Here is a 23,540-nt window from a genome sequence, read left to right on the forward strand (position 1 = left end):
GAAATGACTGCGACCGAACAACACTGGGATCACGAAGTCGGCTTCCTCGTCGTCGGCAGCGGCGCGGGCGGGCTCACCGCCGCGCTCGCCGCCGCCGATCGCGGCCTGGACACCCTGGTCATCGAGAAAGCCTCCGTGTACGGCGGCAGCACCGCGCTCTCGGGCGGCGGCATCTGGGTGCCCAACAACCCGGCGCTGCTGCGCGAGGGCCTCGGCGATTCCCGCGCCGACGTGCGCGCCTACCTCGACGCCGTGGTCGGCGATCGGGTGCCGTCGGCCAACCTCGACGCGTTCATCGACGAGGGCCCGCGGATGCTGGCCTTCCTCGAGACCAGCCCGCACCTGCGATTCCAGTGGTGCGCCGGCTATTCCGACTATCACCCCGAAGCACCGGGGGGACGGCCCGCGGGCCGCTCCATCGAGCCGCTGCCGGTCGATCTCAAACAGCTCGGCGCCGATGAGGATCTGCTGCGTCCGGCCGCGCTCGCGACACCGCCGGGGCTGTTCATCACCTCCAAGGACTTCGTCCAGCTCAATATGGTGACCCGCACCTGGAAGGCACGCTGGACCGCGCTGCTGACCGGCCTGCGGGCGGTCAAGGCGATCGTGTTGCGCAGACACATGGACACGCTCGGCCGGGCCCTGATCGCCCGGCTGCGCCTGGCCGTGCGTGATGCGGGAGTGCAGCTGTGGCTCGACACCCCGTTGCGCTCGCTGATCACCGACGACACGGGCGCGGTGCTCGGCGTGCTCGCCGAGCGCGACGGCCGCGAGATCCGGATCAGGGCGCGTGCCGGTGTGCTGCTGGCCACCGGCGGGTTCGAGTACAACCAGGCCATGCGCAAGGACCACCTGCCCGAGGGCGGGCGCGACAACTTCAGCGCGGCGTCGGCGGACAACACCGGCGACGGCATCATCGCGGGCGAAAAGATCGGCGCGGCAGTCGATCTCATGGACGACGCGTGGTGGATGCCGTCGTTCCAGCGACCGGAGGGCATCAACCAGGTGCTGGTGTCGGAGCGCTCGATCCCACGCTCGATCATCGTCGACAGCACGGGCAAGCGGTTCACCAACGAGGCATCGCCGTATGTGACGTTCGTGCACGCCCAGCTGAAGGGCGGCCACGATCCGGCCTGGCTGGTCTTCGACGCCAAAGCCAAGAGCCGCTACCCGATCGGTGGCATCGTGCCCGGCCAGAAGTTCCCGGCCTCGTGGTCGGGGGCCGGCCTGATCCGGTCCGCGCCCGATCTCGAGGGACTCGCCGCCGCCATCGGCGTGCCCGCCGACGCGTTGCGCGACACAGTGGGACGCTTCAACGGTTTCGCTCGCGACGGGCACGACGCGGACTTCGGCCGCGGGGTCAGCGCCTACGACAACTACTACGGTGATCCGACCCTGGCCACACCCGCACTCGATGTGCTGGACAAGGGCCCGTTCTACGCGCTGCGGGTGCGGATCGGCGACCTCGGCACCAAGGGCGGCCTGGTCTACAACGCCGACGCCCAGGTGCTGCGCGCCGACGGGTCTCCCATCCCCGGCCTCTACGCCGTGGGCAACACCTCCGCCGCGGTGATGGGCAACGACTACGCCGGTGCGGGCGCGACGATCGGCCCGGCCATGGTGTTCGGCTACATCGGCGCCCGCCATGCCGCCGGCGAGCGATGAGAGGGGCGGCCATGCAACCCGTCGAATGCGCTTCCTGCGGAAACAAGGTGCTGGCAGAGAAATTCAGTCCCAGTCACACCAGCATCCAGTGGCTCGACGACGCCGAGTCCGCGTGCCCCGAATTCGCTCGGCGCGCGGCCCTCGGTGAGCACAGCAGCTGGATCCCCACCTGCCCCGCCCTGCGCGACTCCATCGAGGACGCCGTCCGCGTCGGCGCGCTGGCGACCGATCAGCTCCGCCACGAACCGGTTCCCGGCCGACTCGGCTGACACCCAAGACCAGGAGAGAACCCCATGAACAGACTCGACAACCACCGGACGCTGGTCACCGGCGCCGCCTCGGGCATCGGCGCGGCCACCGCCCTGCGACTGCTCGACGAGGGCGCCAGGGTGGTCGCCGCCGACGTATCAGCCGAGGGCCTCGCCGCGACGAGCGCGCAGGCCGCCGAGCGCGGCACCGCCGACCGGCTCACCACCCTCACCATCGATATCGGCGACGAACAGTCGGTGATCGAGGGCGTCCGCTCCTCGATCGAGACCCTCGGCGGCCTGGATTCGCTGGTGAACGCGGCGGGCATCCTGCGTGCCTCGCACACCGATCAGACCCCGCTCGACCTGTGGGACCTGATCATCCGGGTGAACCTCACCGGCACCTTCCTCGTCGTCCGCGAGGCACTGCCGGCCCTGCTGGTCAACCCGCGCGCGACCGTGGTGAACTTCAGCTCGACGTCGGCGGCCTTCGCGCACCCGTACATGGCGGCCTACGCGGCGAGCAAGGGCGGCATCCAGTCCTTCACCCACGCCATCGCCCTCGAGTACGGCGGCAAGGGCTTGCGCGCTGTCTGTGTCGCGCCCGGCAGCATCAAGTCCGGAATCACCGAAGCCACTGGTGGATACGTGCCCTCCGACGCCAACTGGGCACTGTTCGGAAAGCTGTCGCCCGTCCTGCCGACCGACCTCGAATCCGGCGGCGCGGGCATGGGTGACCCGGCCGCGGTCGCCGGCGTGATCGCGATGCTCGTCTCCGAGGACGGCGCCTTCATCACCGGCACCGAGATCCGCATCGACGGCGGTACCCACGCATGACCGACCTGAGCTACGAGGGCACGCTGCGCGAGATCACCACCGACGCGGGCGTCTTGCGGTACCACGAGGCGGGCGAAGGACCGCCGCTGTTGCTCCTGCACGGATCAGGGCCCGGTGTCACCGGATGGCGCAACTTCCGCGGTAACCTCGCCGTCTTCGCGCAACGATTCCGTTGTCTCGTCCTGGAATTCCCCGGTTTCGGGGTGAGCGACGACTTCGGCGGACATCCGATGATCACCGCGCTGGATGCGGTGGTTCGTTTCGTCGACGCGCTCGGCCTCGACAGCGTCGACATCATCGGCAACTCGATGGGTGGCGGCGTAGCGCTCAACTACGCCATCGCCCATCCCGAGCGGGTCGGCAAGCTGGTGACGATCGGCGGCATCGGCCGCAATCTCTTCAGCCCCGGCCCCGGCGAGGGCATCAAGCTGCTCCAGGAGTTCACCGAGGAACCGACCCGCGAGCGATTGATCCAGTGGCTGCATTCGATGGTCTACGACCACGCGATGGTGACCGAGGAATTGATCGAGGAGCGCTGGGCCCAGGCCACCGATCCCGCGACGCTGGACAGCGCTCGCCGGATGTACAGCAAGGCCGCGTTCGCGATGATGATCAAGGCGATGGAGGCCTCCGACGCACCGCCGCCGTGGGCGATGCTGCACAAGGTGGCTGCCCCCACGCTGATCACCTGGGGCCGCGACGACCGGGTGAGCCCCCTCGATATGGCGCTGATCCCGATGCGTACCATCCCGCGCGCCGAACTGCACGTGTTCCCCCACTGTGGGCACTGGGCGATGATCGAACGCAAGGGCGAATTCGAGTCGGCCGTACTGGCTTTCCTCACCCGCAAGGACACCGCACACTGAACCGGCACAATGCGCGGGCCGCCATGGGCGGCCCGCGCATTGCGGTTTTCGCGGCGGATTCTCTGCCGGCTGCTGGCAGGATGAACTGCTATGCGCTTCACCGTGCCCACCATCGTGGTGATGATGGCGGCAGTCCTGCTCACTGGATGTTCGCTCTTCCCGCAAGGGCCTGATCAGGCCGAGCGTGACCGCTGGTCCCGGGTGATCGAGACAGCCATCGAAGCCCTTCCGGGAGTGGCCGACGCGTCGCATACGTTCCAGTACCACCCGTACGGCCCCAACTCCTACTACACATCCCGACTCGAGGTGCAGCTCGAGGACGGCGTCACACCAGCCGAGACCGCGTCCGTCGTGCGTGTCATGGGCGCTGTGCAGCTGCCGCCGCACTATCGAGGCGACTCGACCTCGGTCAAGATCCGCCGGATGACGGACTCCTATTCCGGGAGCTGGCGGTTCGGGCGAGACGTGGAGGTGGAGGCGAACGCGGCAAACACCTGGACCCGAGTGTCATCGGCCGATACCGGTGCGGAGATACACTGGGCCAGCCACGGCGTCAAGACCGGAGACGCGGACGGACACGCCGAATCCATCAGTGTCCGAGCGGGCTCCGAGGCCGAACCCCAGCGCGCCACCGCGGCGATGCTCCGAATCATCCAGGACTTCCCGGAACTGGCATCCAACGACTGGACAGTGTCGCCCGTTCACGGGGAGGGCATGTCCGAGCAGTACTCGAGACTGGAACCCAGTCTGACCCACTCGGACCGCCGCCCCCGTTTCCCCTCCAACGGCGAACTCGAATTGTGGGAGTGGTTCCTGACCGATCAACCCACTCCGTTCCTCGCCGAGGTGTCGGTGTTCGACCCGCCCGACGCCGCGGGCCGCACCCTGGATGTCACGGTGTTCCCGCCCGTCGGAGAGAAATTCAGCACCGCGCAGGCGACGCAACTCGCCGACCGGCATCTTCGTTACCTGGCCCGGCCCGGTGCGGTGGTCGACTACACGATCGTGACGCGCGACGGCCCCCGGGTCGCCGTCTTTGTCGGCGGCTGCCCGGCATCCGAGCGCGAGGTCGCACCGGAGTCGGAGCCCTTCGCGCGTCAGTACGAACGGTGCTAGCGCACTAGCGCTGGGTGCTGCCCGCGTCGATGGGCAACGTCACCGCGGTGATGTAGCGGCCCTCGTCCGAGGCGAGGAACAGGGCGGCGTTGGCGATGTCGACCGGGTCGACCCACGGGATGGGCAGCATGTTCATCGTCACGGCCGCCTCCGCGAATTCCTCGCGGGTGGGGTTCTCCCGGTCGGGCCGGAAAACCTTGCGCACCATGTCGTTCTGGATCATCGGGGTGTCGACATTGGTCGGATGCACCGAGTTCACCCGGACATGGTGCGGGGCCAGCTCTTTCGCGAGCGAGCGCATCAGCCCCACCACCCCGTGTTTGGCGGCGGTGTAGTGCGCGACACCCACCAGGCCGCGTAGTCCGGCGATCGAGCTGGTCAGGATCATCGCGCCGCCGCCGCGCGCGATCAGGTGCGGGGTGGCGGCCTTGCACGTCTGCCACACCCCGGTCAGATTGACGTCGATCATTGTGTGCCACTGCTGTTCGGTCAGTTCCAGTGCGCCGCCGCTGGAACTGATTCCGGCAGTGGCGCAAACGATGTCGAGACCACCCAGCTGCTCGACCGCGGCGTCGACCGCGGCCCGCAGCGCCGCGCCGTCGCGGACGTCGACGGTCGCGGCGACGATCCGCGCACCGGTCGCCTCGACCGCGCGCACGGTCTCGGCGAGGTCGTCGTGGGTCGCTCCCGGCGACACCACGGTCTCGACCGGCCCGCAGATGTCGACGGCGACGATGTCGGCGCCTTCCTCGGCCAGCCGGATCGCCTGTGCGCGGCCGATACCGCGCGCGGCGCCGGTGATCAGCGCGATCTTGCCCGAAACCCGTCCCATGTCACACCTTCTGAGTAAGTCCGGCATCCACCACGAGTTGGGTTCCCGTCACGTAACGGGACTCGTCGGATGCGAGGAAGAGCACGGCATTGCTGATGTCGACCGGATCCACCCACGGAACGGGCAGAATCGTGCGCCGGGCCAGCGCCTCCGCCGCGTCCTGCTGCGTCGGATTCGGCAGGTCGGGGCGCAGTTTGGCGTACACCGCGTCGTTGAGGATCATCGGCGTGGCGACCGAGCCGGGATGCACCGTGTTCACCCGGATCCCGCGCGGGCCGAGCTCGTTGGCCAAGGTGCGAGCGAGCCCGACCACGGCGTGCTTGCTCGCCGAGTAGTGCGCGGCGGCGGCCGCGCCGACGATGCCGTTGGTGGAGCTCACGATCACCACCGAGCCGCCGTCGGACAGGACGGGGACGGCCGCGCGCACGGTGTGCCACATACCCGTGAGGTTGATGTCGATGGTGCGCTGCCAGGCCTGATCCGACAGCTCCCAGGACAGGCCGAGGTCGGTGTAGATGCCGGCGTTGGCCACGATCACGTCCAGGCGGCCCAGCGCGGCGACGCCGTCGGCGACCGCCACGTCCAGGGCTGCCTGATCGCGCACGTCGGCGACGCCGGTGACGCACTGGCGACCCGTTGCCTCGACTTCGCGTGCTGTCTCGGCCAGCTCGGGCGCGGCGGCCTCGATGTCGAGTGCGATGATGTCGGCGCCTTCCTCGGCCAGCCGACGGCAATGGGCGCGGCCCATTCCCCCGGCCGCGCCGGTCACCAGCGCGACGGTGTGCTGCATGCGGTTCATCGGGTGCCCCCGGAGAATCTGGTGTCCACGAGCCCGACGCTAGGGTCGCCGTCCACCGCATCTGCCCTGGTCTTCCCGGTCAGCGGGCAGTGCACCGCGATCTCCCGGCCACCGGGAGCCACGGGCTCCGCAACGCCGGCGAGCCTGCGACGGTGCTCCGCAAGACCGGTTCCGAGATCGAGGAGAACACCAGTGACGAGGGCGACTGTCGACGTTCCGCGGAACTCGCGAGTGGTGACGCTGCGCGTATCCGCGGTGATCGAAGAGACCGCGGACGCGCGGACGCTGGTGTTCGAGGTACCCGAAGCGGTCGCCGACCGCTTCGCCTTCCGGCCGGGCCAGTTCCTCACGCTGCGGATCCCGAGCGAGCGGCCCGAACCGGTGGCGCGCTGCTATTCGCTGGCGAGTTCGCCGTTCACGGGCGATCCGCCGCAGGTCACGGTCAAGCGCACACCCGGCGGCTACGGCTCGAACTGGTTGTGCGACAACATCGCTGTCGGCGACACCCTCGATGTGCTGCCGCCGCAGGGCGCCTTCACCCCGGCCTCGCTCGACACCGATCTGCTGTTGTGGGCGGCGGGCAGCGGCATCACACCGGTGATGTCGATCCTGCGTTCGGCCCTGGCCTGCGGCACCGGCCGGGTGGTGCTGTTCTACGCCAATCGCGAGCAGGCATCGGTGATCTTCGCCGACGCCCTGCGCGATCTCGTCGCCCGGTACCCGGGCCGGATCACTGTGGCGCACTGGCTCGAATCGCTGCAGGGCCTGCCCACCGCGGCCCAGCTGGCCGACTTCGCCGCGCCGTATTCGTCCTTCGCGGCGTTCGTGTGCGGGCCCGGCCCGTTCATGTCGGCGGTGACCGAGGCACTCTCGGGCGCCGGATGGCCGCGCGAACGCGTCACCACCGAGGTGTTCGTCTCGCTGTCCGGTGATCCGTTCGCCGAACCCGAGCCGCTCGACCCCGTCGACGACGCGGATGCCGCGCGCGTGGAGGTAGAGCTCGACGGGACCGTGCACGCGTTGAGCTGGCCGCGCTCGCGCACCCTCGTCGACGTCATGCTCGCCGGCGGGCTCGATGTCCCGTACTCCTGCCGCGAGGGCGAGTGCGGAACGTGCGCGTGCACCGTCGTCGACGGTGAGGTCACCACGACCAACTCGGCCGTCCTCGATCAGGACGACATCGACGCCGGGTACACCCTGGCCTGCCAGGCCCGCCCGCGCACCGACCGGGTTCGTATCCGCTTCTGAGCGAGAGGTGTTCTGTGGCAACCGATACCGCGCGGCCCGATGTCGGCTTCGGCTCGGACCGTGGGCCGGTGCTGGCCTCGCTGATGCTCGCCACCGGACTCGTCGCGCTCGATTCGACGATCCTGGCGACCGCGGTGCTGTCGATCACCGACAGTCTGGGCGATTTCACGCTGTTTCCGTGGCTGTTTACGAGCTATCTGCTCGCCCAGGCCGTCACTGTGCCGATCTACGGCGCGCTCGCCGACACGTTCGGGCGCAAACCGGTGATGTTGTTCGGCATCGCGGTGTTCGCGCTGGGCTCGCTGCTGTGCGGGCTGGCGAGCAGCATGCTCGCCCTGATCGTGTTCCGCGCCGTCCAGGGCATCGGCGCCGGCGCCATCCAACCCACCACCATGGTCATCGCGGGTGATCTGTACACGTTGGCCGAACGTGCCACGGTCCAGGGCTATCTGGCCGGGGTGTGGGCGGTGGCCTCGGTGACGGGCCCGCTGCTCGGTGGCATCTGCGCCGACTATCTCGGGTGGCGGTGGATCTTCCTGGTCAACCTGCCGCTGGCCGTGCTCGCCGCCTGGATGCTGATCCGCAACTTCCACGAGTCCGTACCGCGGCGCAGGCGCAGCGTCGACTACGCCGGGGCGGTCCTGTTGACGCTCGGTGCGGGGGCACTGGTGCTCGGACTGCTCGAGGGCGGTCACGCGTGGGCGTGGGGATCGCCGGTCGGTATCGCGGTCTTCGGGTGCGCCGGACTGTCGCTCACGCTGTTCGTCGCCGTCGAAGCGCGGGCCACGCAACCGATTCTGCCGCTGTGGGTGTTCACCCGGCGGGTGGTGATCGCGAGCAGTGTCGCGGCCATGCTGGGCGGGGCGCTGCTGTTCGGGTTCACGACGTATGTGCCGATGTTCAATCAGGGCGTGCTCGGGTCGAGCGCCCTGGTCGCGGGGCTCGTCACCGGAGCGCTCACCCTGGGCTGGCCGTTGGCCGCGGCCAGAGCGGGAAAGGTATACCTGCGCTTCGGGTTTCGCACGTGCGCGGTGCTGGGCAGTACCGTCGCGGCACTCGGCGTGGCGACCACCCTGCTGCTCGACGAGGACTCGGCCCTGTGGCAGGTCGCCGCGTCGTGTTTCGTCGTCGGCGCGGGCATGGGCTTGGTGGCCACACCCACGCTCATCGCGGCGCAGACGAGCGCGCGGTGGGCCGAACGCGGGGTCGTCACCTCCGCCACCATGTTCGCGCGGTCGCTGGGCAGCGCGGTGGGAGTCGCGGTCTTCGGCGCCATCGTCAACGCGCGCTTGGCCGGCGACAGTGCACCGACACCGCAATCGCTGTCCGCCGCAATACATCTCGTGTTCGTGTCCATCGCGGTCATGACCGTTGTCCTGGTCGTCGCGTGCGCGGCGATCCCGCGCCGGGCCGGGGAATTTCCTGTCCATCCAGCGGGAGAGCCCGGCCCGGTGAGCCGCCTCGACCACGAGCATGGGGTGGCATCACCAGACGAGAAGAGGGAGCCAGGATGCTGACAACCGGCATGCGCACCGAGCTCGCCGCCGAACTGGCGCGGGCGGAGCTGGATCGGGTGGCCGTGTCCCCCATCGTCGACCGGTATCCGGGCATCGATGTGGTGGACGCGTACGAGGTCCAGCTGCTCAATATCCGGCGCAGGCTCGACGACGGCGGAAAGGTCGTCGGGCACAAGGTGGGGCTGTCGTCGAAGGCGATGCAGCAGATGATGGGCGTCGACGAGCCCGACTACGGTCACCTGCTCGCCGACATGGAGGTCTACGAGGACGTCCCCGTCGATACCACCAAGTTCCTGCTGCCGCGCGTGGAGGTCGAGGTCGGGTTCGTCCTCGGCGCCGACCTGCCCGGCGAGGACTGCACCGAAGCCGACGTCTTGGCCGCGACCGTCGCCTACGCGCCATCGATCGAGCTGATCGACTCACGGATCACCGACTGGCAGATCGGGCTCGCCGACACCATCTCCGACAACGCTTCCTCGGCCGGGTTCGTCCTGGGCCGCGAACGCGTCGCCCCGGGCGATATCGATATCACCGCGATCGATGCAGTGCTCACCCGCAACGGTGAGATCGTCGCCGAAGGCCGCAGCGACGCGGTCCTCGGGGATCCGTCGATCGCGGTCGCCTGGCTGGCCCGCAAGGTCGCGACCTTCGGGGTCCGGCTGAAAGCGGGCGACATCGTGCTCCCCGGTTCCTGTACCCGCGCCATCGACGCCCGACCCGGCGACGATTTCCGCGCCGACTTCACCGGACTCGGCTCCGTCCGCTTGTCGTTCACCTGAGCCGATCCCACCCGCGGCCCGTCCGGGCCGCCATTCCTCGAGGAGGCCAACCGTGTCCCACGGTTCCGTCACCGCCGCGATCGTCGGATCCGGCAACATCAGCACCGATCTGCTCTACAAACTGCTGCGCTCGGAGTCCATCGAGCCGCGCTGGATGATCGGCATCGACCCCGAGAGCGAAGGGCTCGAACGCGCGCGCGGACTCGGCCTGGAAACCTCCGCCGAAGGTGTGGACTGGCTGCTCGCCCAGGACGAGAAGCCCGACATAGTGTTCGAGGCGACTTCGGCCTACGTCCACCGCGCGGCCGCACCCCGCTATGCCGAACTCGGCATCCGCGCCGTCGACCTCACCCCCGCCGCGGTGGGTCCGGCCGTGGTACCGCCGGTGAACCTGGCCTCGCTGCTGGAAGCGCCGAACGTCAACATGATCACCTGCGGCGGGCAGGCCACCATCCCGATCGTCGCCGCGGTTTCGCGCGTCGTGCCTGTCCCCTATGCCGAGATCGTTGCGTCGGTCTCGTCCAATTCGGCAGGTCCTGGCACCCGCGCCAACATCGACGAGTTCACCAAGACCACCAGCCGTGGCGTGGAAACCATCGGCGGCGCCCAGCGCGGCAAGGCGATCATCATCCTGAACCCCGCCGAACCACCGATGATCATGCGCGACACCATCTTCTGCGCCATCCCCGACGACGCCGACCACGACGCGATCACCGCCTCCATCCACCAGATGGTCGCCGACATCCAGCAATACGTGCCCGGCTACCGCCTGCTCAACGAACCCCAGTTCGACGAACCCTCCGTCGTTTCGGGCGGACTGGCGAAGGTTTCGGTGTTCGTCGAGGTCGAAGGGGCGGGCGATTTCCTGCCCCCGTACGCGGGCAACCTCGACATCATGACCGCCGCGGCAACCCGTGTCGGTGAGGTCATGGCCGATCAGATCCTGTCGACGCGGGTGTGATCATGACCGATTCGTCAGCCCTGGACACCATCACCCCCGAGGCCCTGCGTCCGCCGCAGCCGAGCCGGGCGTAAGGAGACTCGACCATGCCATTCTCTGCTGAACTCGACATCCGGATCACCGACACCTCCCTGCGTGACGGCTCCCACCACAAACGCCACCAATTCACCACCACCGAAGTCCGCGACATCGTCACCGCCCTCGACAACGCCGGCGTCCCCGTCATCGAAGTCACCCACGGCGACGGTTTGGGTGGTTCCTCGTTCAACTACGGATTCTCCAAAACCCCCGAACAAGAACTCATCACCGTCGCCGCCCGAACAGCCAAGAACGCCAAGATCGCGTTCCTCATGCTGCCCGGCGTCGGCGTCAAAGAAGACATCAAGATCTCGCAGGACAACGGCGCCGCCATCTGCCGCATCGCCACCCACTGCACCGAAGCCGACGTCTCCGTCCAGCACTTCGGCTACGCCCGCGACCTCGGCCTCGAAACCGTCGGCTTCCTCATGATGTCGCACACCCAGCCACCCGAAACCCTCGCGAAACAGGCCCGGATCATGGCCGACGCAGGCTGCCAATGCGTCTACATCGTCGACTCCGCGGGCGCACTCGTCCTCGAACAAGTCTCCGACCGCGTCGCCGCCGTCGTCACCGAACTCGGCACCGACGCCCAGGTCGGGTTCCACGGGCACGAAAACCTCGGCCTCGCCGTGGCCAACTCCGTCTACGCCGTCCGCGCCGGCGCCACCCAGATCGACGGCTCCACCCGCCGCTTCGGCGCCGGTGCGGGCAACACCCCCGTCGAAGCCTTCGTCGGCGTCGCCGACAAGCTGGCCATCAAGACCGGCGTCGACTTCTTCGCCATCGCCGACGCCGCCGAAGACGTCGTCCGCCCCGCCATGCCCCAGGAATGCCTGCTCGACCGGCAATCACTGATGATGGGCTACGCGGGCGTCTACTCCAGCTTCCTCAAGCACGCCGAACGCCAAGCCGAACGCTACGGCGTCTCCGCCGCCGAAATGCTCGTCCGCGCGGGCAAACGCAAACTCGTCGGCGGCCAGGAAGACCAACTCATCGACATCGCTTTGGAACTCCAGCGCGAAGCCTCCGTCACGGTCTGAAGTACCCGATTCAGTCATCATCGCCCCGCGTGGATCGCACGCGGGGGCGATGGTGACTTTCCACGAAGAACACGGTGCGGATATAGTCTCGTCGGCGAAATCCACTGTCCGAATGGACATTTCGAGTGGGTCGGCTATCGTCTGTCGCACGCCGTTCGGGACCGGTCGACGTGCGACCACCGCACGCCGGGTCCCGATGAAGTGGGGGATCATGGCCCAGCGGAGTCATCGCAGGCAGACCGGTCAGCTGATCACGCCTGACGGCGTGCCCGGCGACGGCGTGGACCAGGTGCACGTCAGCGGTGCCATCGCTCTGCCCGTCGCCCCGGATGCGCTGTGGGACCTACTGTCCGAACCGCACACTATCGCCGCGTGGATGTCCGAACTCCACTCCTGGACCGGCCCGGCGCCGGATCGAGTCGGTGCCGATCTCGAACTCGCCGCTCAGGTCCAGATGTTCGACATGCTCCACGACGTGCATCTGGTCATCACCGAATACTGCCCGAACCGCAGCTGGACGATGACGTGCGGCGCGGTGACCGGTATCGCGGTCACCTTCGCCGTCGAACTCGAGCACCTGCGCGACCTCTCGCGCGCCACTCTTCGCACCGGCCTGCACGGCCAGGTGTTACGAGACGCCGACGCGGTCGTACTCGGTCACGCCCTTCAGCGCGGGTTGGACTCGAGCCTTCGTCAACTGGCCGACATCGCGGACCCGAACGGAATCACTGCCCGGCCCCCGGTAGCCGTCGTCAACCACCTGGGCTGAGACCGCCGGGGTCACCGGATGTTCAGGCGACGCGCGCGTGTTCCTCGACCGCCGCGGGCTCCTGCGCAGGCTGCGCCGGCCGACGTCCGGTGACGAGGAACAAGACAACCAGCCCGACCGCCAGCCACACATACGTGTCGCCGATGATGTGCTGATCCCACGTCCATGAGGTCTCACGGTGTTCACCGTCGGGCAGGAAACTGTGCGGCGCGATCACGAAGACCGCGGCGACGACGACAGTCGTGGCGTACCAGCCGCGAGCGCTGCTGACCGGCAGGGTACGGGCGTGGCAGACCATCGCCAGCAACGCGGGCGCGATCCAGACCCAGTGGTGCGACCACGAGATCGGCGACAGCAGCAGCGTGAAGACCGCGTTGAGCGACAGCGCGATCGCGGGGGCGTCGGCGGCCTTGCGCATCGCGGCGACGACCAGGACCAGCAGCAGGGTGCCCAGCACCAGCCACAGCGCGTCGAACGGCAGACCGGTGATGTGCAGGCGGGCCATGACGGCCTGGATCGACTGATTGGTATGGAAAGCCGAGCCGCTCAGGCCCGAGACGTTGCCGAGGCCGCCGAACCAGTAGCGGGTGGATTCGGTGGGCAGGAACGCGAAGGAGGCGATGGTGGCGATCGCCCCGGTGCCCGCGGCGGTCGCGGCGGCCTTGTAGTCCTTGCGTACCAGGAAGTAGAGAACGAAGGCGGCGGGCGTGAGTTTGATGGCGGCAGCCAGACCGATCAGCATGCCGCGCGGGTAGCGGGTCTTCGGGAGCAGGCAATCGGTGGCGACCAGCACCATCAGCAGGAGATTGACCTGACCGAAGTCGATGGTCGAGCGAACCGGTTCCAGCAGCATCGCCAGGGGGACCGCGCAGGCGGTGACGAGCAGGGCGACCTGCTTGCGGTCGGGGTGGTAGCGGCGGGCCACCAGATACAGCGTCCAGGCGACGGCGGCGATCGACACCACGACGTAGAGGATCTTCGCCGTGCCCCACGGCAGCAGCGCGAACGGCGCGAGCGCGATGGCCGCGAACGGCGGGTAGATGAAGGGCAGACCGATGCCGATCGAGGTCTTGGGCAGCTGACCGTACATATCGGCGCCGTCGCGCATCGCCTCGATGCCGAGGCGGTAGACCTGGAGATCGATGAACCCGCCGGAATAGCGTTCGAAGGGCCAGATCGGCGTCCTGACACAGACCACCGACACAATGGTGAGCAACACCGGCACCAGCCACCATGCTCGATTGATCGGGCGTGGGGAACGCTCTTGCTCGGGGTGGGTGGTGTCACTACTCATCCGCGGCGACTATACCGACTCGCACGCGCTGCCGGGGCACCGCCCATCGGCGGGGGTGACGTGCGCAATAGCCAGGCGGATGCCCGCCCACGAACCGAACGCGCTGAAGACGGGCCTGGTCAGTCGCCGCGGTTGTAGCGGGTCAGGTAACCGGCCATCGCCGCGACATCGTCGTCTGTCCAGTCGGCGAAACGCGCCTGGAAGGCCTCCCGGCGCCGGCGTTCGGCCTCGCCGGCGACGGCTCGGCCCTCGGGGGTGGCGCGCAGGACGTGGTTGCGCCGATTGCCGGGATCGACCGCGCGTTCGAGGTAGCCGAGCTTCTCGAGTGCGCCGACCTGCCTGCTGACGGTCGATTTGTCGAGCAGGAACTGCTCGGCCAGGTCGGTGGCCAGGCAACCGTCGCGTTCGAGGATCAGGTCGAGAATGCTGTAGGCGACCAGGCTCAGCTCGGGGTGTAGTTCGGCGGCGCGGCCGCGGGCACGGCGAGCGAAAGCGGTGAGTTCCCGCTGGATGGTGTCGACAGCCTGGGTTCTTGTGCTCCGCGCGTTCATAGTTGTATCATACAACCATACATAGTTGCATTTACCAACTGTTTGGAGATCTGCCCCGATGACTCGCACCCAGTTCCGGCACGTCGCCGGACATCTGCTGACGCCGCTGCTGATGTGCCTCGGTATGGCTCTGGCCTACCTCGGCGCGTTCCATCAGCCCGAGCCGAACAATCTCGCGCTCGCCGTGGTGGGCGATTCCCCGCAGACGATGGTGCTGGCACAGACGATGAAGGACAAGGGCGGCGCCGGGCTCGACATGGTCACCGTGCCCGATCGCGACGCGGCCATCGACGCACTGCGCAATCGCGAGCTCGTCGGCGCCTATGTGCCCGACGCCGCCAAGCCGGAACTGCTGGTCGCCACCGCGAGCTCCGACACCAGCGCGATGGCCGCGGAAGTGGCCTTCCGGTCGGTATCGGATCACCAGGGCGTGCCGCTGGTGATCACCGATGTCACGACCAAGGCGGGCGGTGACCCGACCGGGCAGGGCATCTTCTTCCTGCTGGTCGCGTTGAGCGTGGGCGCGTACGGCAGCGTCGCGGTGATCGGCGCGGCGGGCGCGCTGCTGCGGATGCGGGTGCGCGCCGCGATCGGTGTGGTGACCGCGCTGATCGTCAGCCTCATCGGCGTCGTGGTGGCGGGTCCGGTGTTCGGCGTGATCGACACCGATCTCGCGAGCGTGTTCGCCATCGCCTGGGTCTACACCTCGGGCATCATCCTGATCGGCATCGGCCTGCACACGTTCTTGAAGCGCTGGACCACCCTCGCTCTGATCACCCTGTTCGTGATGCTGAACTTCACCACCTCCGGCGGCGTCTACGGGCCCGAACTCCAGAACGGGTTCTTCGGTGCGCTGCACTCGTTCTGGAACGGCGCCGACTTCGTCGAAGGCCTGCGCAGTCTGCTCTACTTCGACGGTGGCGCCGGGTTCGGCTCCCGCCTGTTCGGGTTGTTCGCCTGGCTGGTCGTGGGTGTGGCGCTGGTCGTGGTGGCCGGTCGGTACGAGGCACGCCACGCACCCCAGCCGGTCGCACCTGCCGCGGTCGAGGAAGAGATCGGCGAATCGGTGGCCGTCTGAGGCGTCGATTCCACGCCTGATCAGTCAGGTCAGGCCCCGGCGAATCCCGTTGCCCGACATCCGGACACACTGTCGCGGACCAGGTCGACCGGGGTCGCCGGGGCACTGTCGTTTTCAACGGCCGTCTTGTCGTGAATCGACCACGACTCCACGTAGACACGAGTACGGTGTAGCGCGCAACCGCGGACAGTCTGGCGCCGCGAGGGGGTGTAACAGCGGAAAGGGCGGGTGCCACCGATGAATGATCCCGACGCGCAACGCCCTGGCGACCCACTCCCCCTCGATCAGCGCTACGACGGCGCCGATCCGATCGAATGGTGCGGTGCGGCGGTCTATCCGATGTACACCGAGGCGCTGCCCGCCGGAACGACGGCGGTGCATCTGCGCGCACTGTCGGTGATGGCACCCGAGGACGTGTCGGGCCTCGGCCTCGGTCTCTCCGTCCACGACGGGCACGTGAATCTGAACGGGAAATCGCTGGCGGGCGTCGACATCTGGTACGAAGCCCTCGCCGACGGCATCGACATCTCGGTGACCGCGGACGCACCCGACGCGCTGTTCACCCTCACACCCGTCTGGGTGGCCGAATCGGGCACACACCAATCCTGGACCGGCAACTACGGCATGGTCGTCGACCTGCTCCCCGACGGGGCCTCGACCCTGTGGTGCAGCACCGGTCCCGGCACACCAGATTTCAACGAACTGGTCGTCGAACTCAGCACCGGTCCGGCCGAACCGGCACGCCCCGAACCACCCCACGATCCGGCCGACCCGGCTACGACACCGCTCGGCCCGGCCCCCTCGACTCCCCCCGTCGAACCAAGTCCCCCCGCCGCTTCCACCGAACCGGCATCATCGGATCCCCCACCGAAAATCTCGATCGCCCCGACCGATCCGCCCGAGCACCCACGAACCAGCCAGGGCGTCGGCGGCGCCCTGCACGACCTGGGAACCGCCATGCACGAACGCGGCGAACACGACTCGGCCCGCGCCCTCTGGACCCAAGCCGCACAGGCAGGCCACAGCGGCGCCGCCTACGACCTGGGCACCCTGCTCCTCCAGCAAGGCGAACGCGCCGCCGCCGAACAATGGTGGAAGGCCGCCGCCCACGACGACCCACGCGCCGCGGCCTCCCTCTCCGCCCTGTCCGAACAGCCTTAGGACGAGAAAAGCCGCCACCCGTGGTGATCCGCGGGTGGCGGCTTCGTGGCCGACCTGCCTAGGGCGACTGGTCCGCCAGCACCGCACCGGCTTCGGCCGAATTCTTACGCAAGGGCGTGAAATCGCGGGCGGCGATGTGTTGCGGGCGGCGCTGGGGGGCCGCGAAAGGCTCCGCCAGGGCGTTTTCCACGCTGTTGAACACCAGGAAGATGTTCGAGCGCGGGAACGGGGTGATGTTGTTCGACGAACCGTGCATCATGTTGGAGTCGAACAACAGCGCCGAACCGGCCCGCCCGGTGAACTGGGTGATCCCGTAACGGGCGGCCAGGAACGTGACATCGTCCGTCGTCGGGACCCCGATTCGCTGCTCGCGCAACGACTCCCGATAGTGACCGCTCGGCGTTTCGCCCAGGCACGGCACAAAGGTGCGGTGTGAACCGGGCATCAGCATCAGGCTGCCGTTGAACGGATAGTTGTCGGTCAACGCGATCGACAGACTCACCGCCCGCGGGGCCGGCATGCCGTCCTCGGCGTGCCAGGTCTCGAAATCGGAATGCCAGCCGAAACCACTACCACCGAAACCGGGCATGTAGTTCACCCGGGTCTGATGCAGGTACACCGGCGAACCGAGGATCTGCTCGGCCAGGCCCGCGATCCGCGATTCGGCGACCAGCTCCGCGATCGGTTTGCTGAGCTGATGCACCTGGAACACCGAACGGACCTGCCCCGCAACGGGTTCCACGATCACCCGTTCATCGCCGTAGAGCACGGGGTCGGCCGCGAGATGGCCGACCTCGGCGCCGAAGGCGGCCACCTCGTCGGGGGTGAGCAGGTCGGGGATCGTCGCGAAACCGTTCGCGTCGAATCCGATCAGCTCCGGCGAGGTGACCTGGCCCCACACCGTGGGATCGGTGCGTTCGATATGCGGGGCAGGCTCGGACAACCGGGTCGGGTAGCGGTCGAGCTGATCAGACACTGGCGCCATCCTCCTCGATAATCAGCGGATACACCCCGTTCTCATCGTGTACCTCGCGACCGGTGACCGGCGGATTGAAGACGCACAACATCCGCAGCTGGGTGCGGGCGGTGACCTGGTGACGTTCGTGTCCGTCGAGCAGGTACATCGAGCCCGGGCCCAGCTCGTACGTTGTCTGGTTGTCGAGATCGAGCAGGCTGCCCTCACCCTCGACCAGCCACACCGCCTCGACGTGATTCTGGTAGTGGAACCGGTGGACGGTGCCCGCCTCGATCGTGGTCTCGTGGAAGGAGAAACCGACCTTGTCGCCGCCGAGCACGATGCGCTTGCTGCGCCAACCCGGCCCTGCCACATCGCGTTCGGTGCCGGTGATCTCTTCGGTGGTGCGCACGATCATGCGGCACCACCACAGACGGTGTCGATCGAGGAGACCAGCACCGACAGGCCCTGATCGAGTTCGTCGCTGCCCAGCGTCAACGGCGGCAGCAGTTTCACGACCTCGTCCATCGACCCCGAGGTCTCCACCAGCAGACCCTGTTCGAACGCGGTGCGGCACACCTTGCCCGCCTGCGACGGGTCGTCGAAGACGATGCCGTGCACCATGCCGCGTCCACGAGTGGACACTCCGGCATGCCGCTGCGCGACCGCGTCGAGCGTGCGACCCACGTAGGCGCCGTTCTCGGCGGTGCGCTGGGCGAGTTTGTCATCGGACCAGTACTCGCGCAGGGCGGCGGTCGCGGTGACGAAGGCGGGGTTGTTGCCACGGAAGGTGCCGTTGTGCTCACCGGGCGCCCACTGGTCGTGCTCGGGCTTGAGCAGCACCAGCGCCATCGGCAGACCGTAGCCGCCGATCGACTTGGACAGCGTCACGATGTCGGGGGTGATGCCGGCGATCTCGAAGGAGAAGAACGGGCCGGTGCGCCCGCAGCCCATCTGCACGTCGTCGACGATGAGCAGGATGTCGCGCGCGGCGCACAGTCCGGCCAGGTGACGCAGCCATTCGGCGCGGGCCAGGTTCACGCCGCCCTCACCCTGCACGGTCTCCACGATCACCGCGGCGGGGCGATCGAAGCCCGAGGAGCTGTCGTCGAGGACGCGCTGCATCCAGCCGAAGTCCTCGATGGTGTTGTCGAAGTAGCCGTCGTAGGGCATCGGGGTGGAGTGCTCGAGCGGCACCCCGGCACCGGCCCGCTTGGCGGCGTTGCCGGTCACCGACAGCGCACCGAGGGTCATGCCGTGGAAGGCGTTGGTGAAGCTCAGGATGGTCTTGCGGCCGGTGACCTTGCGGGCCAGCTTGAGCGCGGCTTCGACGGCGTTCGCGCCGGTCGGGCCAGGGAACTGGACCTTGTAGTCGAGGCCACGCGGCGAGAGCAGATTGTCGCGGATGGTCTCGAGCAGTTCACGCTTGGCCACGGTCGACATATCCAGACCGTGGGTGATGCCGTTGCTGCCGATGTATTCCAGCAGCGCCTTTTTCAGAATCGGGTTGTTGTGTCCGTAGTTCAACGCGCCGGCGCCTGCGAAGAAGTCGAGGTATTCGCGGCCCTGCTCGTCGCGCAACCAGGCGCCTTCGGCGGTGCTGAAGATGGCCGGCCAGTCACGGCAGTATCCGCGCACATTCGATTCCATGGCCTCGAAAATGCTGGTGTCGGTGGTCGTGATCATCGTCGTTCCTCCTGGCGCTGAGCCGGTGAAATCACATACAGCAGCTCTGCCTCGTGTGAATCGGGGAAATCGTTTTCTTCGAACAGGTCCTCGGTGCGCAAATCGGCACCGCGTTCCCGGGCCACCGCGGAGAACAGCGCATGCGAGGCGGTGTTTCCGGGTGAGATCGTGGTTTCCAAGGTGGTGATGCCCGCGCCGGCTACCGAATCCAGCAGCGCGTGCAGGATGGCGGCGGCCAGGCCGCGGCCGCGAGCTTGCGCGTCGACGGCGATCTGCCAGACGAACAGCGTGTCCGGAGCTTCCGGGCGCACATATCCGATGACGAATCCGACGGGCTGACCGTCACTTTCGGCAACCAACGAGGTTGCGGCGAAATCGCGACACCACAGCAGGTACGCGTAGCTGGAATTGACGTCGAGTACCTGCGAATCGCGGGCGATCCGCCACAGCTGGGCACCGTCGCCCAGCCGCGGATGACGCAATCTCGGTTCCGAACCAGGGGCCGCCGCGCTGGCGGCCGGCTCGATGGACATGGTGGACGTTGTCATATATCTAACGTGCCCAGCCGACTTTGCGGTCTTTGTGTCGAGCTCTTTGCGGTTGTATGACGAATCGTTTACTACGACTGCACGTCGAGGCGATACCCGAGACCGCGGACGGTAACCACGATGCGCGGGTCCGACGGGTCGCGTTCGATCTTGGTACGCAGGCGTCGCACGTGGACGTCGACGATGCGCTCGTCACCGAAAAAGCCCTGATCCCACACTCTTTCGAGCAGCACGGATCGACTCAGCACGCGGCCGGGGGTCTCCGCCAGTTCACACAGCAACCGGAATTCGGTGACCGTGAGGTGGATCTCCTCGGCGCCGCGACGCACCGCGCCCGCGTCGGCCGCCAGCACCAGCGGCGCGTGCGGATCGGCGTCGAGCACGGCCTCGGGGGTCGTGTCGCGATCGGCGGTGATGCGGGCGCGACGGCGGAGCGCGCGCATCCTGGCGGTGATCTCCTTGATTTCGAACGGCTTGCTCACGAAGTCGTCGGCCCCCGCCTCCAGGGCCGCGACCACGTCGTGGGTGTCGTAACGGGTGCTGATCACGATGATCGGCACATCGTGGTCACGACGGATCTCCCGGATGCAGTCGAAGCCGTCGGCTTCGCCGCGCATCAGGTCGACGATCATCAGATCGGGTGGCCCGTCGCTGCGCAGCCGATCGAGGGCGTCGGAAGGCACGCCTGCCTCGGCTACGGCATACCCTTCGTCTTCCATCGCGCGACGCAGGTCGCCGCGCATCTGGACATCGTCGTCCACGATCATCAGGTTCGCGCTCATGTGTGTGCACATCCTTTGCTGACACGCCGGGCGTGTGCCGGTGCACTGGGGGGTTTCGCGTCCCCAGACCGACACGACTACCCGCCTTCGAGCTTGTTACCGATCTGTTATGTACCCAGACTGGTGCAGACGTAAACCCGTCGTAACAATTCGCCCGCTCAACGGGCGGTTCGAGGGGACGTGGCCGGTGGCATAGTCGCAGGGGTGACCCCGACTTTCGCTGATATCGAAGCCGCCGCAGCGCGCATCGACGGACTGGTTCGCCCGATCACTGTCGCACCGGCCGGACCAGGGCCGGACCCGCTCTGGTTCGCACTGGAGTTCTTGCAGTTCACCGGCACGTTCAAGGCGCGTGGTGCGCAGAATTTCGTGCGCGCGCACGCGGCAGCGGAAACGTTGCCGGACGCGGGTGTGACGATCGCCTCGGGCGGCAATGCCGGGTTGGCGTGCGCATGGGCGGCACGGGAGGCGGGGGTGCCCGCGACGGTGTTTCTGCCCGAGACCGCGCCTGCGGTCAAAATCGGTCGACTTCGTGACTACGGCGCGCGGGTGCGACTGATCGGTCCGGAATACAAGCAGGCGTTGGCCGCTTGCCGGGAATTCGCCGAGACCAGTGGTGCGCTGGCCGCCCATGCCTATGACGATACGCTCGTGGCCGCGGGCGCCGGCACGCTGATGCGCGAGATCCAGGCGCGCATCCCCGACGTGGACACGGTGCTCGTCGCCGTCGGCGGCGGTGGGTTGTTCACCGGAACGGCGGTCGCCGCACAGCATTTCGGGATTCGCACGGTGGCCGTCGAACCCGTGGGCTGTCGATCGCTGAACGCCGCGCTCGAAGCCGGTCACCCGGTGGATGTCACCGTCGACTCGATCGCCGCGGATTCCCTCGGCGCCCCGAATGTGTCGGCGATGGCCTTGGCCGCCGCCCAGCATCCGAGTGTGCGGTCGTTGCTGGTGCCCGACGAGGCGATCCGCGCGGCCAGGCAGCAGCTGTGGACCTCCCATCGCATCGCCGTGGAGAACGGCGCGGCCACCGCGATGGCGGCACTGCTCGACACCGGTTCGGGCCCGGCCTATCGGCCCGAGCCCGGCGAACGGGTGTGCGTGATCCTGTGTGGGGCCAATACCGACCCCAGCGACCTCGTCTAGCGGACCAGGGCGTTCTTGTCGACATAGTTGGTCATCGCGGAGTTCAAACCGCGCATGGCCAAGGTGTAGCCGTAAGGGAAGTACCGCTGACCCCAGTGGGCCAACTGGATGTCGCGGGAGGTGTAGACCCAGTAGCGGTTGCGCTCGACACCCTTGATCACCGACGTGGCCGCCTGCTCCGGGGTGACGGCGTGGCGCATGAACAGCCTGATCGCCTTGTTCAGCGCCGCGTTGTCGCGGTCGACGCCCGCGATGTCGACGCTGTCGACCATCGGGGTGGCCATCGCGCCGGGGCAGACCAGGCTGACGCCGATCTTGTGGCGGCGCAGGTCGAACCGCAGCACCTCCGAGACACCGCGCAGGCCGAACTTGGTGGCGCTGTAGGGCGCGTGCCACGGTAGACCGAAGATGCCCGCCGCCGAGGACACGTTCACCAGGTGACCGCCGCGACCGGCGGTGATCATCGGGCGCACGAACTCCTCGATGATGTGGATGGGGCCCATCAGGTTGATGTCGACGGTGCGGCGCCACTGCTGGGGCGTGAGCTTGTCGACGGTGCCCCAGGTGGCGATGCCCGCCACGTTCATGACGATGTCGACATGGCTCACGGCCTCGAAAGTATGGGCGGCGAGACCGACGACCGCGGAATGGTCGCTGACGTCGGCCGCGTGCGCGAGATGCACCGTCGCCCCGGCCGCGCGCAGTTCCTCGGCGGTGGTGGCGAGCGTGTCGGCCGTGATGTCGGTGAGGACGAGCGAGGCCCCCTTCGCGGCGGCCGCGAACGCCGTGGCGCGGCCGAGGCCGCTGGCGGCACCGGTGATCAGGCAGGTCTTCCCGTCGAACTTCGTCATGGTCCCGACCCTACGTTTGGTGAACAGATGCGTCTACGGTTCCGCGGTGATCGCGATGGTGGTCCAGCCGCCGACATGGATCCGGCTGCCTTCGCGCAGTGCGACCGCCTGCTGCGGTGTGATCGATGATTCGGCGCCGTCCAGGCTGGTTCCGTTGGTGGAACCGAGGTCGGTGATGGTGAGCGCGCCCCTCTGATCGACCTGGATCATCGCATGTGCGCGGGAGACGCCGATATCCGCCGGGGCGATGCCGAGGTCGATCTCGGGCACGATCCCTTGCGAGGCCGATCGTTTTCCGATCAGGAACTGGTTGCCACGCAAGATGATTCGACGTTCGGGGTAGAAGTCCGGGAATTCGACACGCTCGGCATCGGGTCCCTTGCGGGCTCGGACGCGCGCGTAGAACTCGCGGTCGGCGAAGATCCGCGCGACCCACACCCCGGATCGACCACTGTCGGGGGGCGCGCCGGCGGCGATCATGGTGGGGTCGAATCCGGGATCGGCCGATTCCGCTCGGTCACCGGGACGCGCCGACGTCGCTGTCGCCGGTGGCAGGGCGGAATCGTGGCCGCATCCTTCGCAGAAGCGTCCGCTGGTCGGCGCGTGGCAGTTCGGGCACAGGCGCAGAGCCGCCGGGTCGGGCGCGGGCGCCGCGCCCAGAGCCGATCCGCACACATCGCAGTAGTCCGTCGACCGCGACTGGTGTCCGTCCGCGCACATCGGCATG

The 23,540-nt window shown here is 67.9% G+C and carries 25 protein-coding genes; 14 read left to right on the top strand and 11 right to left on the bottom strand.

Features of this window, described 5'->3' with window-relative positions; genetic code table 11:
* Window positions 1-3: 3 nt before the first annotated feature.
* From ACWFRF_RS05900 to ACWFRF_RS05920, 5 genes are all read left to right on the top strand, one after another.
* Window positions 4-1,665 (top strand): FAD-binding protein, encoded by a 1,662-nt coding sequence (locus tag ACWFRF_RS05900; protein WP_452449078.1) that lies wholly within the window; start codon window positions 4-6, stop codon window positions 1,663-1,665.
* An 11-nt stretch (window positions 1,666-1,676) separates the two neighbouring features.
* Entirely contained in the window at window positions 1,677-1,934 is a 258-nt protein-coding gene (locus tag ACWFRF_RS05905; RefSeq protein ID WP_378627708.1) for a hypothetical protein, read from the top strand.
* Window positions 1,935-1,958: 24 nt separating this feature from the next.
* Window positions 1,959-2,750, top strand: a complete 792-nt coding sequence (locus ACWFRF_RS05910; protein WP_378987705.1) for an SDR family NAD(P)-dependent oxidoreductase — start codon at window positions 1,959-1,961, stop codon at window positions 2,748-2,750.
* Window positions 2,747-3,616 (top strand): alpha/beta fold hydrolase, encoded by an 870-nt coding sequence (locus ACWFRF_RS05915; protein ID WP_452449079.1) that lies wholly within the window; start codon window positions 2,747-2,749, stop codon window positions 3,614-3,616. The genes ACWFRF_RS05910 and ACWFRF_RS05915 overlap by 4 nt, the downstream gene beginning before the upstream one ends.
* A 90-nt stretch (window positions 3,617-3,706) precedes the next feature.
* Window positions 3,707-4,732, top strand: coding sequence for a hypothetical protein (locus tag ACWFRF_RS05920; RefSeq protein ID WP_452449081.1), 1,026 nt, complete (start codon window positions 3,707-3,709; stop codon window positions 4,730-4,732).
* Window positions 4,733-4,736: 4 nt separating this feature from the next.
* Here the strand turns inward: ACWFRF_RS05920 and ACWFRF_RS05925 are convergent, their stop codons facing one another.
* Together ACWFRF_RS05925 and ACWFRF_RS05930 are read right to left on the bottom strand one after the other, a co-directional pair.
* Window positions 4,737-5,564: a mycofactocin-coupled SDR family oxidoreductase gene (locus ACWFRF_RS05925; RefSeq protein WP_379317934.1), complete on the bottom strand. Its 828-nt coding sequence runs from the start codon at window positions 5,562-5,564 to the stop codon at window positions 4,737-4,739.
* A 1-nt stretch (window position 5,565) separates the two neighbouring features.
* Window positions 5,566-6,363: a mycofactocin-coupled SDR family oxidoreductase gene (locus tag ACWFRF_RS05930; RefSeq protein ID WP_452449082.1), complete on the bottom strand. Its 798-nt coding sequence runs from the start codon at window positions 6,361-6,363 to the stop codon at window positions 5,566-5,568.
* Window positions 6,364-6,555: 192 nt separating this feature from the next.
* On the opposite strand from ACWFRF_RS05930, the gene ACWFRF_RS05935 reads away from it, so the two are divergent.
* The 6 genes from ACWFRF_RS05935 to ACWFRF_RS05960 all read left to right on the top strand — a co-directional run bounded on the left by ACWFRF_RS05935 (window position 6,556) and on the right by ACWFRF_RS05960 (window position 12,758).
* Complete coding sequence (locus ACWFRF_RS05935; RefSeq protein WP_452449083.1) at window positions 6,556-7,611, top strand: 2Fe-2S iron-sulfur cluster-binding protein; 1,056 nt, start codon at window positions 6,556-6,558, stop codon at window positions 7,609-7,611.
* Window positions 7,612-7,625: 14 nt separating this feature from the next.
* Window positions 7,626-9,128 (top strand): MDR family MFS transporter, encoded by a 1,503-nt coding sequence (locus ACWFRF_RS05940; RefSeq protein ID WP_452449084.1) that lies wholly within the window; start codon window positions 7,626-7,628, stop codon window positions 9,126-9,128.
* Entirely contained in the window at window positions 9,122-9,907 is a 786-nt protein-coding gene (locus tag ACWFRF_RS05945; RefSeq protein WP_378987725.1) for a 2-keto-4-pentenoate hydratase, read from the top strand. Before ACWFRF_RS05940 ends, ACWFRF_RS05945 begins: the two co-directional genes overlap by 7 nt.
* A 52-nt stretch (window positions 9,908-9,959) precedes the next feature.
* Complete coding sequence (locus ACWFRF_RS05950; RefSeq protein ID WP_378987728.1) at window positions 9,960-10,868, top strand: acetaldehyde dehydrogenase (acetylating); 909 nt, start codon at window positions 9,960-9,962, stop codon at window positions 10,866-10,868.
* Between the two features lie 86 nt (window positions 10,869-10,954).
* Entirely contained in the window at window positions 10,955-11,989 is a 1,035-nt protein-coding gene (dmpG, locus tag ACWFRF_RS05955) for a 4-hydroxy-2-oxovalerate aldolase (RefSeq protein WP_452449085.1), read from the top strand.
* A 211-nt stretch (window positions 11,990-12,200) separates the two neighbouring features.
* Window positions 12,201-12,758, top strand: coding sequence for an SRPBCC family protein (locus ACWFRF_RS05960; RefSeq protein WP_452449086.1), 558 nt, complete (start codon window positions 12,201-12,203; stop codon window positions 12,756-12,758).
* A 22-nt stretch (window positions 12,759-12,780) separates the two neighbouring features.
* Here the strand turns inward: ACWFRF_RS05960 and ACWFRF_RS05965 are convergent, their stop codons facing one another.
* Entirely contained in the window at window positions 12,781-14,052 is a 1,272-nt protein-coding gene (locus ACWFRF_RS05965) for a glycosyltransferase 87 family protein (protein WP_378987737.1), read from the bottom strand.
* 119 nt (window positions 14,053-14,171) lie between these two features.
* Window positions 14,172-14,603 carry a MarR family winged helix-turn-helix transcriptional regulator gene (locus tag ACWFRF_RS05970; RefSeq protein WP_378987740.1) on the bottom strand — a complete coding sequence of 144 codons (432 nt, stop codon included), beginning with the start codon at window positions 14,601-14,603 and terminating at the stop codon, window positions 14,172-14,174.
* Window positions 14,604-14,661: 58 nt separating this feature from the next.
* On the opposite strand from ACWFRF_RS05970, the gene ACWFRF_RS05975 reads away from it, so the two are divergent.
* Window positions 14,662-15,681: a hypothetical protein gene (locus tag ACWFRF_RS05975; RefSeq protein WP_449965253.1), complete on the top strand. Its 1,020-nt coding sequence runs from the start codon at window positions 14,662-14,664 to the stop codon at window positions 15,679-15,681.
* A gap of 237 nt (window positions 15,682-15,918) precedes the next feature.
* The gene (locus ACWFRF_RS05980; protein ID WP_449965256.1) at window positions 15,919-16,842 is read left to right on the top strand and encodes a hypothetical protein; all 924 of its coding nucleotides are present in this window, start codon (window positions 15,919-15,921) and stop codon (window positions 16,840-16,842) included.
* A gap of 58 nt (window positions 16,843-16,900) precedes the next feature.
* Here ACWFRF_RS05980 and thpD read toward each other — a convergent pair whose 3' ends face one another.
* From thpD to ACWFRF_RS06005, 5 genes are all read right to left on the bottom strand, one after another.
* The gene (gene thpD / locus ACWFRF_RS05985; RefSeq protein ID WP_449965259.1) at window positions 16,901-17,827 is read right to left on the bottom strand and encodes an ectoine hydroxylase; all 927 of its coding nucleotides are present in this window, start codon (window positions 17,825-17,827) and stop codon (window positions 16,901-16,903) included.
* Window positions 17,811-18,215, bottom strand: a complete 405-nt coding sequence (locus ACWFRF_RS05990; protein ID WP_378627675.1) for an ectoine synthase — start codon at window positions 18,213-18,215, stop codon at window positions 17,811-17,813. The genes thpD and ACWFRF_RS05990 overlap by 17 nt, the downstream gene beginning before the upstream one ends.
* A complete protein-coding gene (gene ectB / locus ACWFRF_RS05995; protein ID WP_449966211.1) occupies window positions 18,212-19,480 on the bottom strand; it encodes a diaminobutyrate--2-oxoglutarate transaminase in 1,269 nt (422 codons plus the stop codon). The genes ACWFRF_RS05990 and ectB overlap by 4 nt, the downstream gene beginning before the upstream one ends.
* Window positions 19,480-20,031 carry a diaminobutyrate acetyltransferase gene (gene ectA, locus ACWFRF_RS06000; RefSeq protein ID WP_378987753.1) on the bottom strand — a complete coding sequence of 184 codons (552 nt, stop codon included), beginning with the start codon at window positions 20,029-20,031 and terminating at the stop codon, window positions 19,480-19,482. Before ectA ends, ectB begins: the two co-directional genes overlap by 1 nt.
* A 71-nt stretch (window positions 20,032-20,102) precedes the next feature.
* Window positions 20,103-20,813, bottom strand: a complete 711-nt coding sequence (locus tag ACWFRF_RS06005) for a response regulator transcription factor (protein WP_378987756.1) — start codon at window positions 20,811-20,813, stop codon at window positions 20,103-20,105.
* 204 nt (window positions 20,814-21,017) lie between these two features.
* Here ACWFRF_RS06005 and ACWFRF_RS06010 point away from each other — a divergent pair, with 204 nt between their 5' ends.
* Entirely contained in the window at window positions 21,018-21,962 is a 945-nt protein-coding gene (locus ACWFRF_RS06010) for a threonine/serine dehydratase (protein WP_449965265.1), read from the top strand.
* On the opposite strand, the gene ACWFRF_RS06015 is transcribed toward ACWFRF_RS06010, so the two are convergent.
* Both ACWFRF_RS06015 and ACWFRF_RS06020 read right to left on the bottom strand, forming a co-directional pair.
* The gene (locus tag ACWFRF_RS06015; protein WP_378987759.1) at window positions 21,959-22,813 is read right to left on the bottom strand and encodes an SDR family oxidoreductase; all 855 of its coding nucleotides are present in this window, start codon (window positions 22,811-22,813) and stop codon (window positions 21,959-21,961) included. The two genes, ACWFRF_RS06010 and ACWFRF_RS06015, sit on opposite strands and share 4 nt — an antisense overlap.
* Window positions 22,814-22,846: 33 nt before the next feature.
* On the bottom strand, window positions 22,847-23,539 hold the full coding sequence (locus ACWFRF_RS06020) for an FHA domain-containing protein (protein WP_452449087.1): 693 nt from the start codon (window positions 23,537-23,539) through the stop codon (window positions 22,847-22,849).
* Window position 23,540: the final 1 nt, after the last annotated feature.

The organism is Nocardia sp. NPDC055165, from assembly GCF_053606985.1.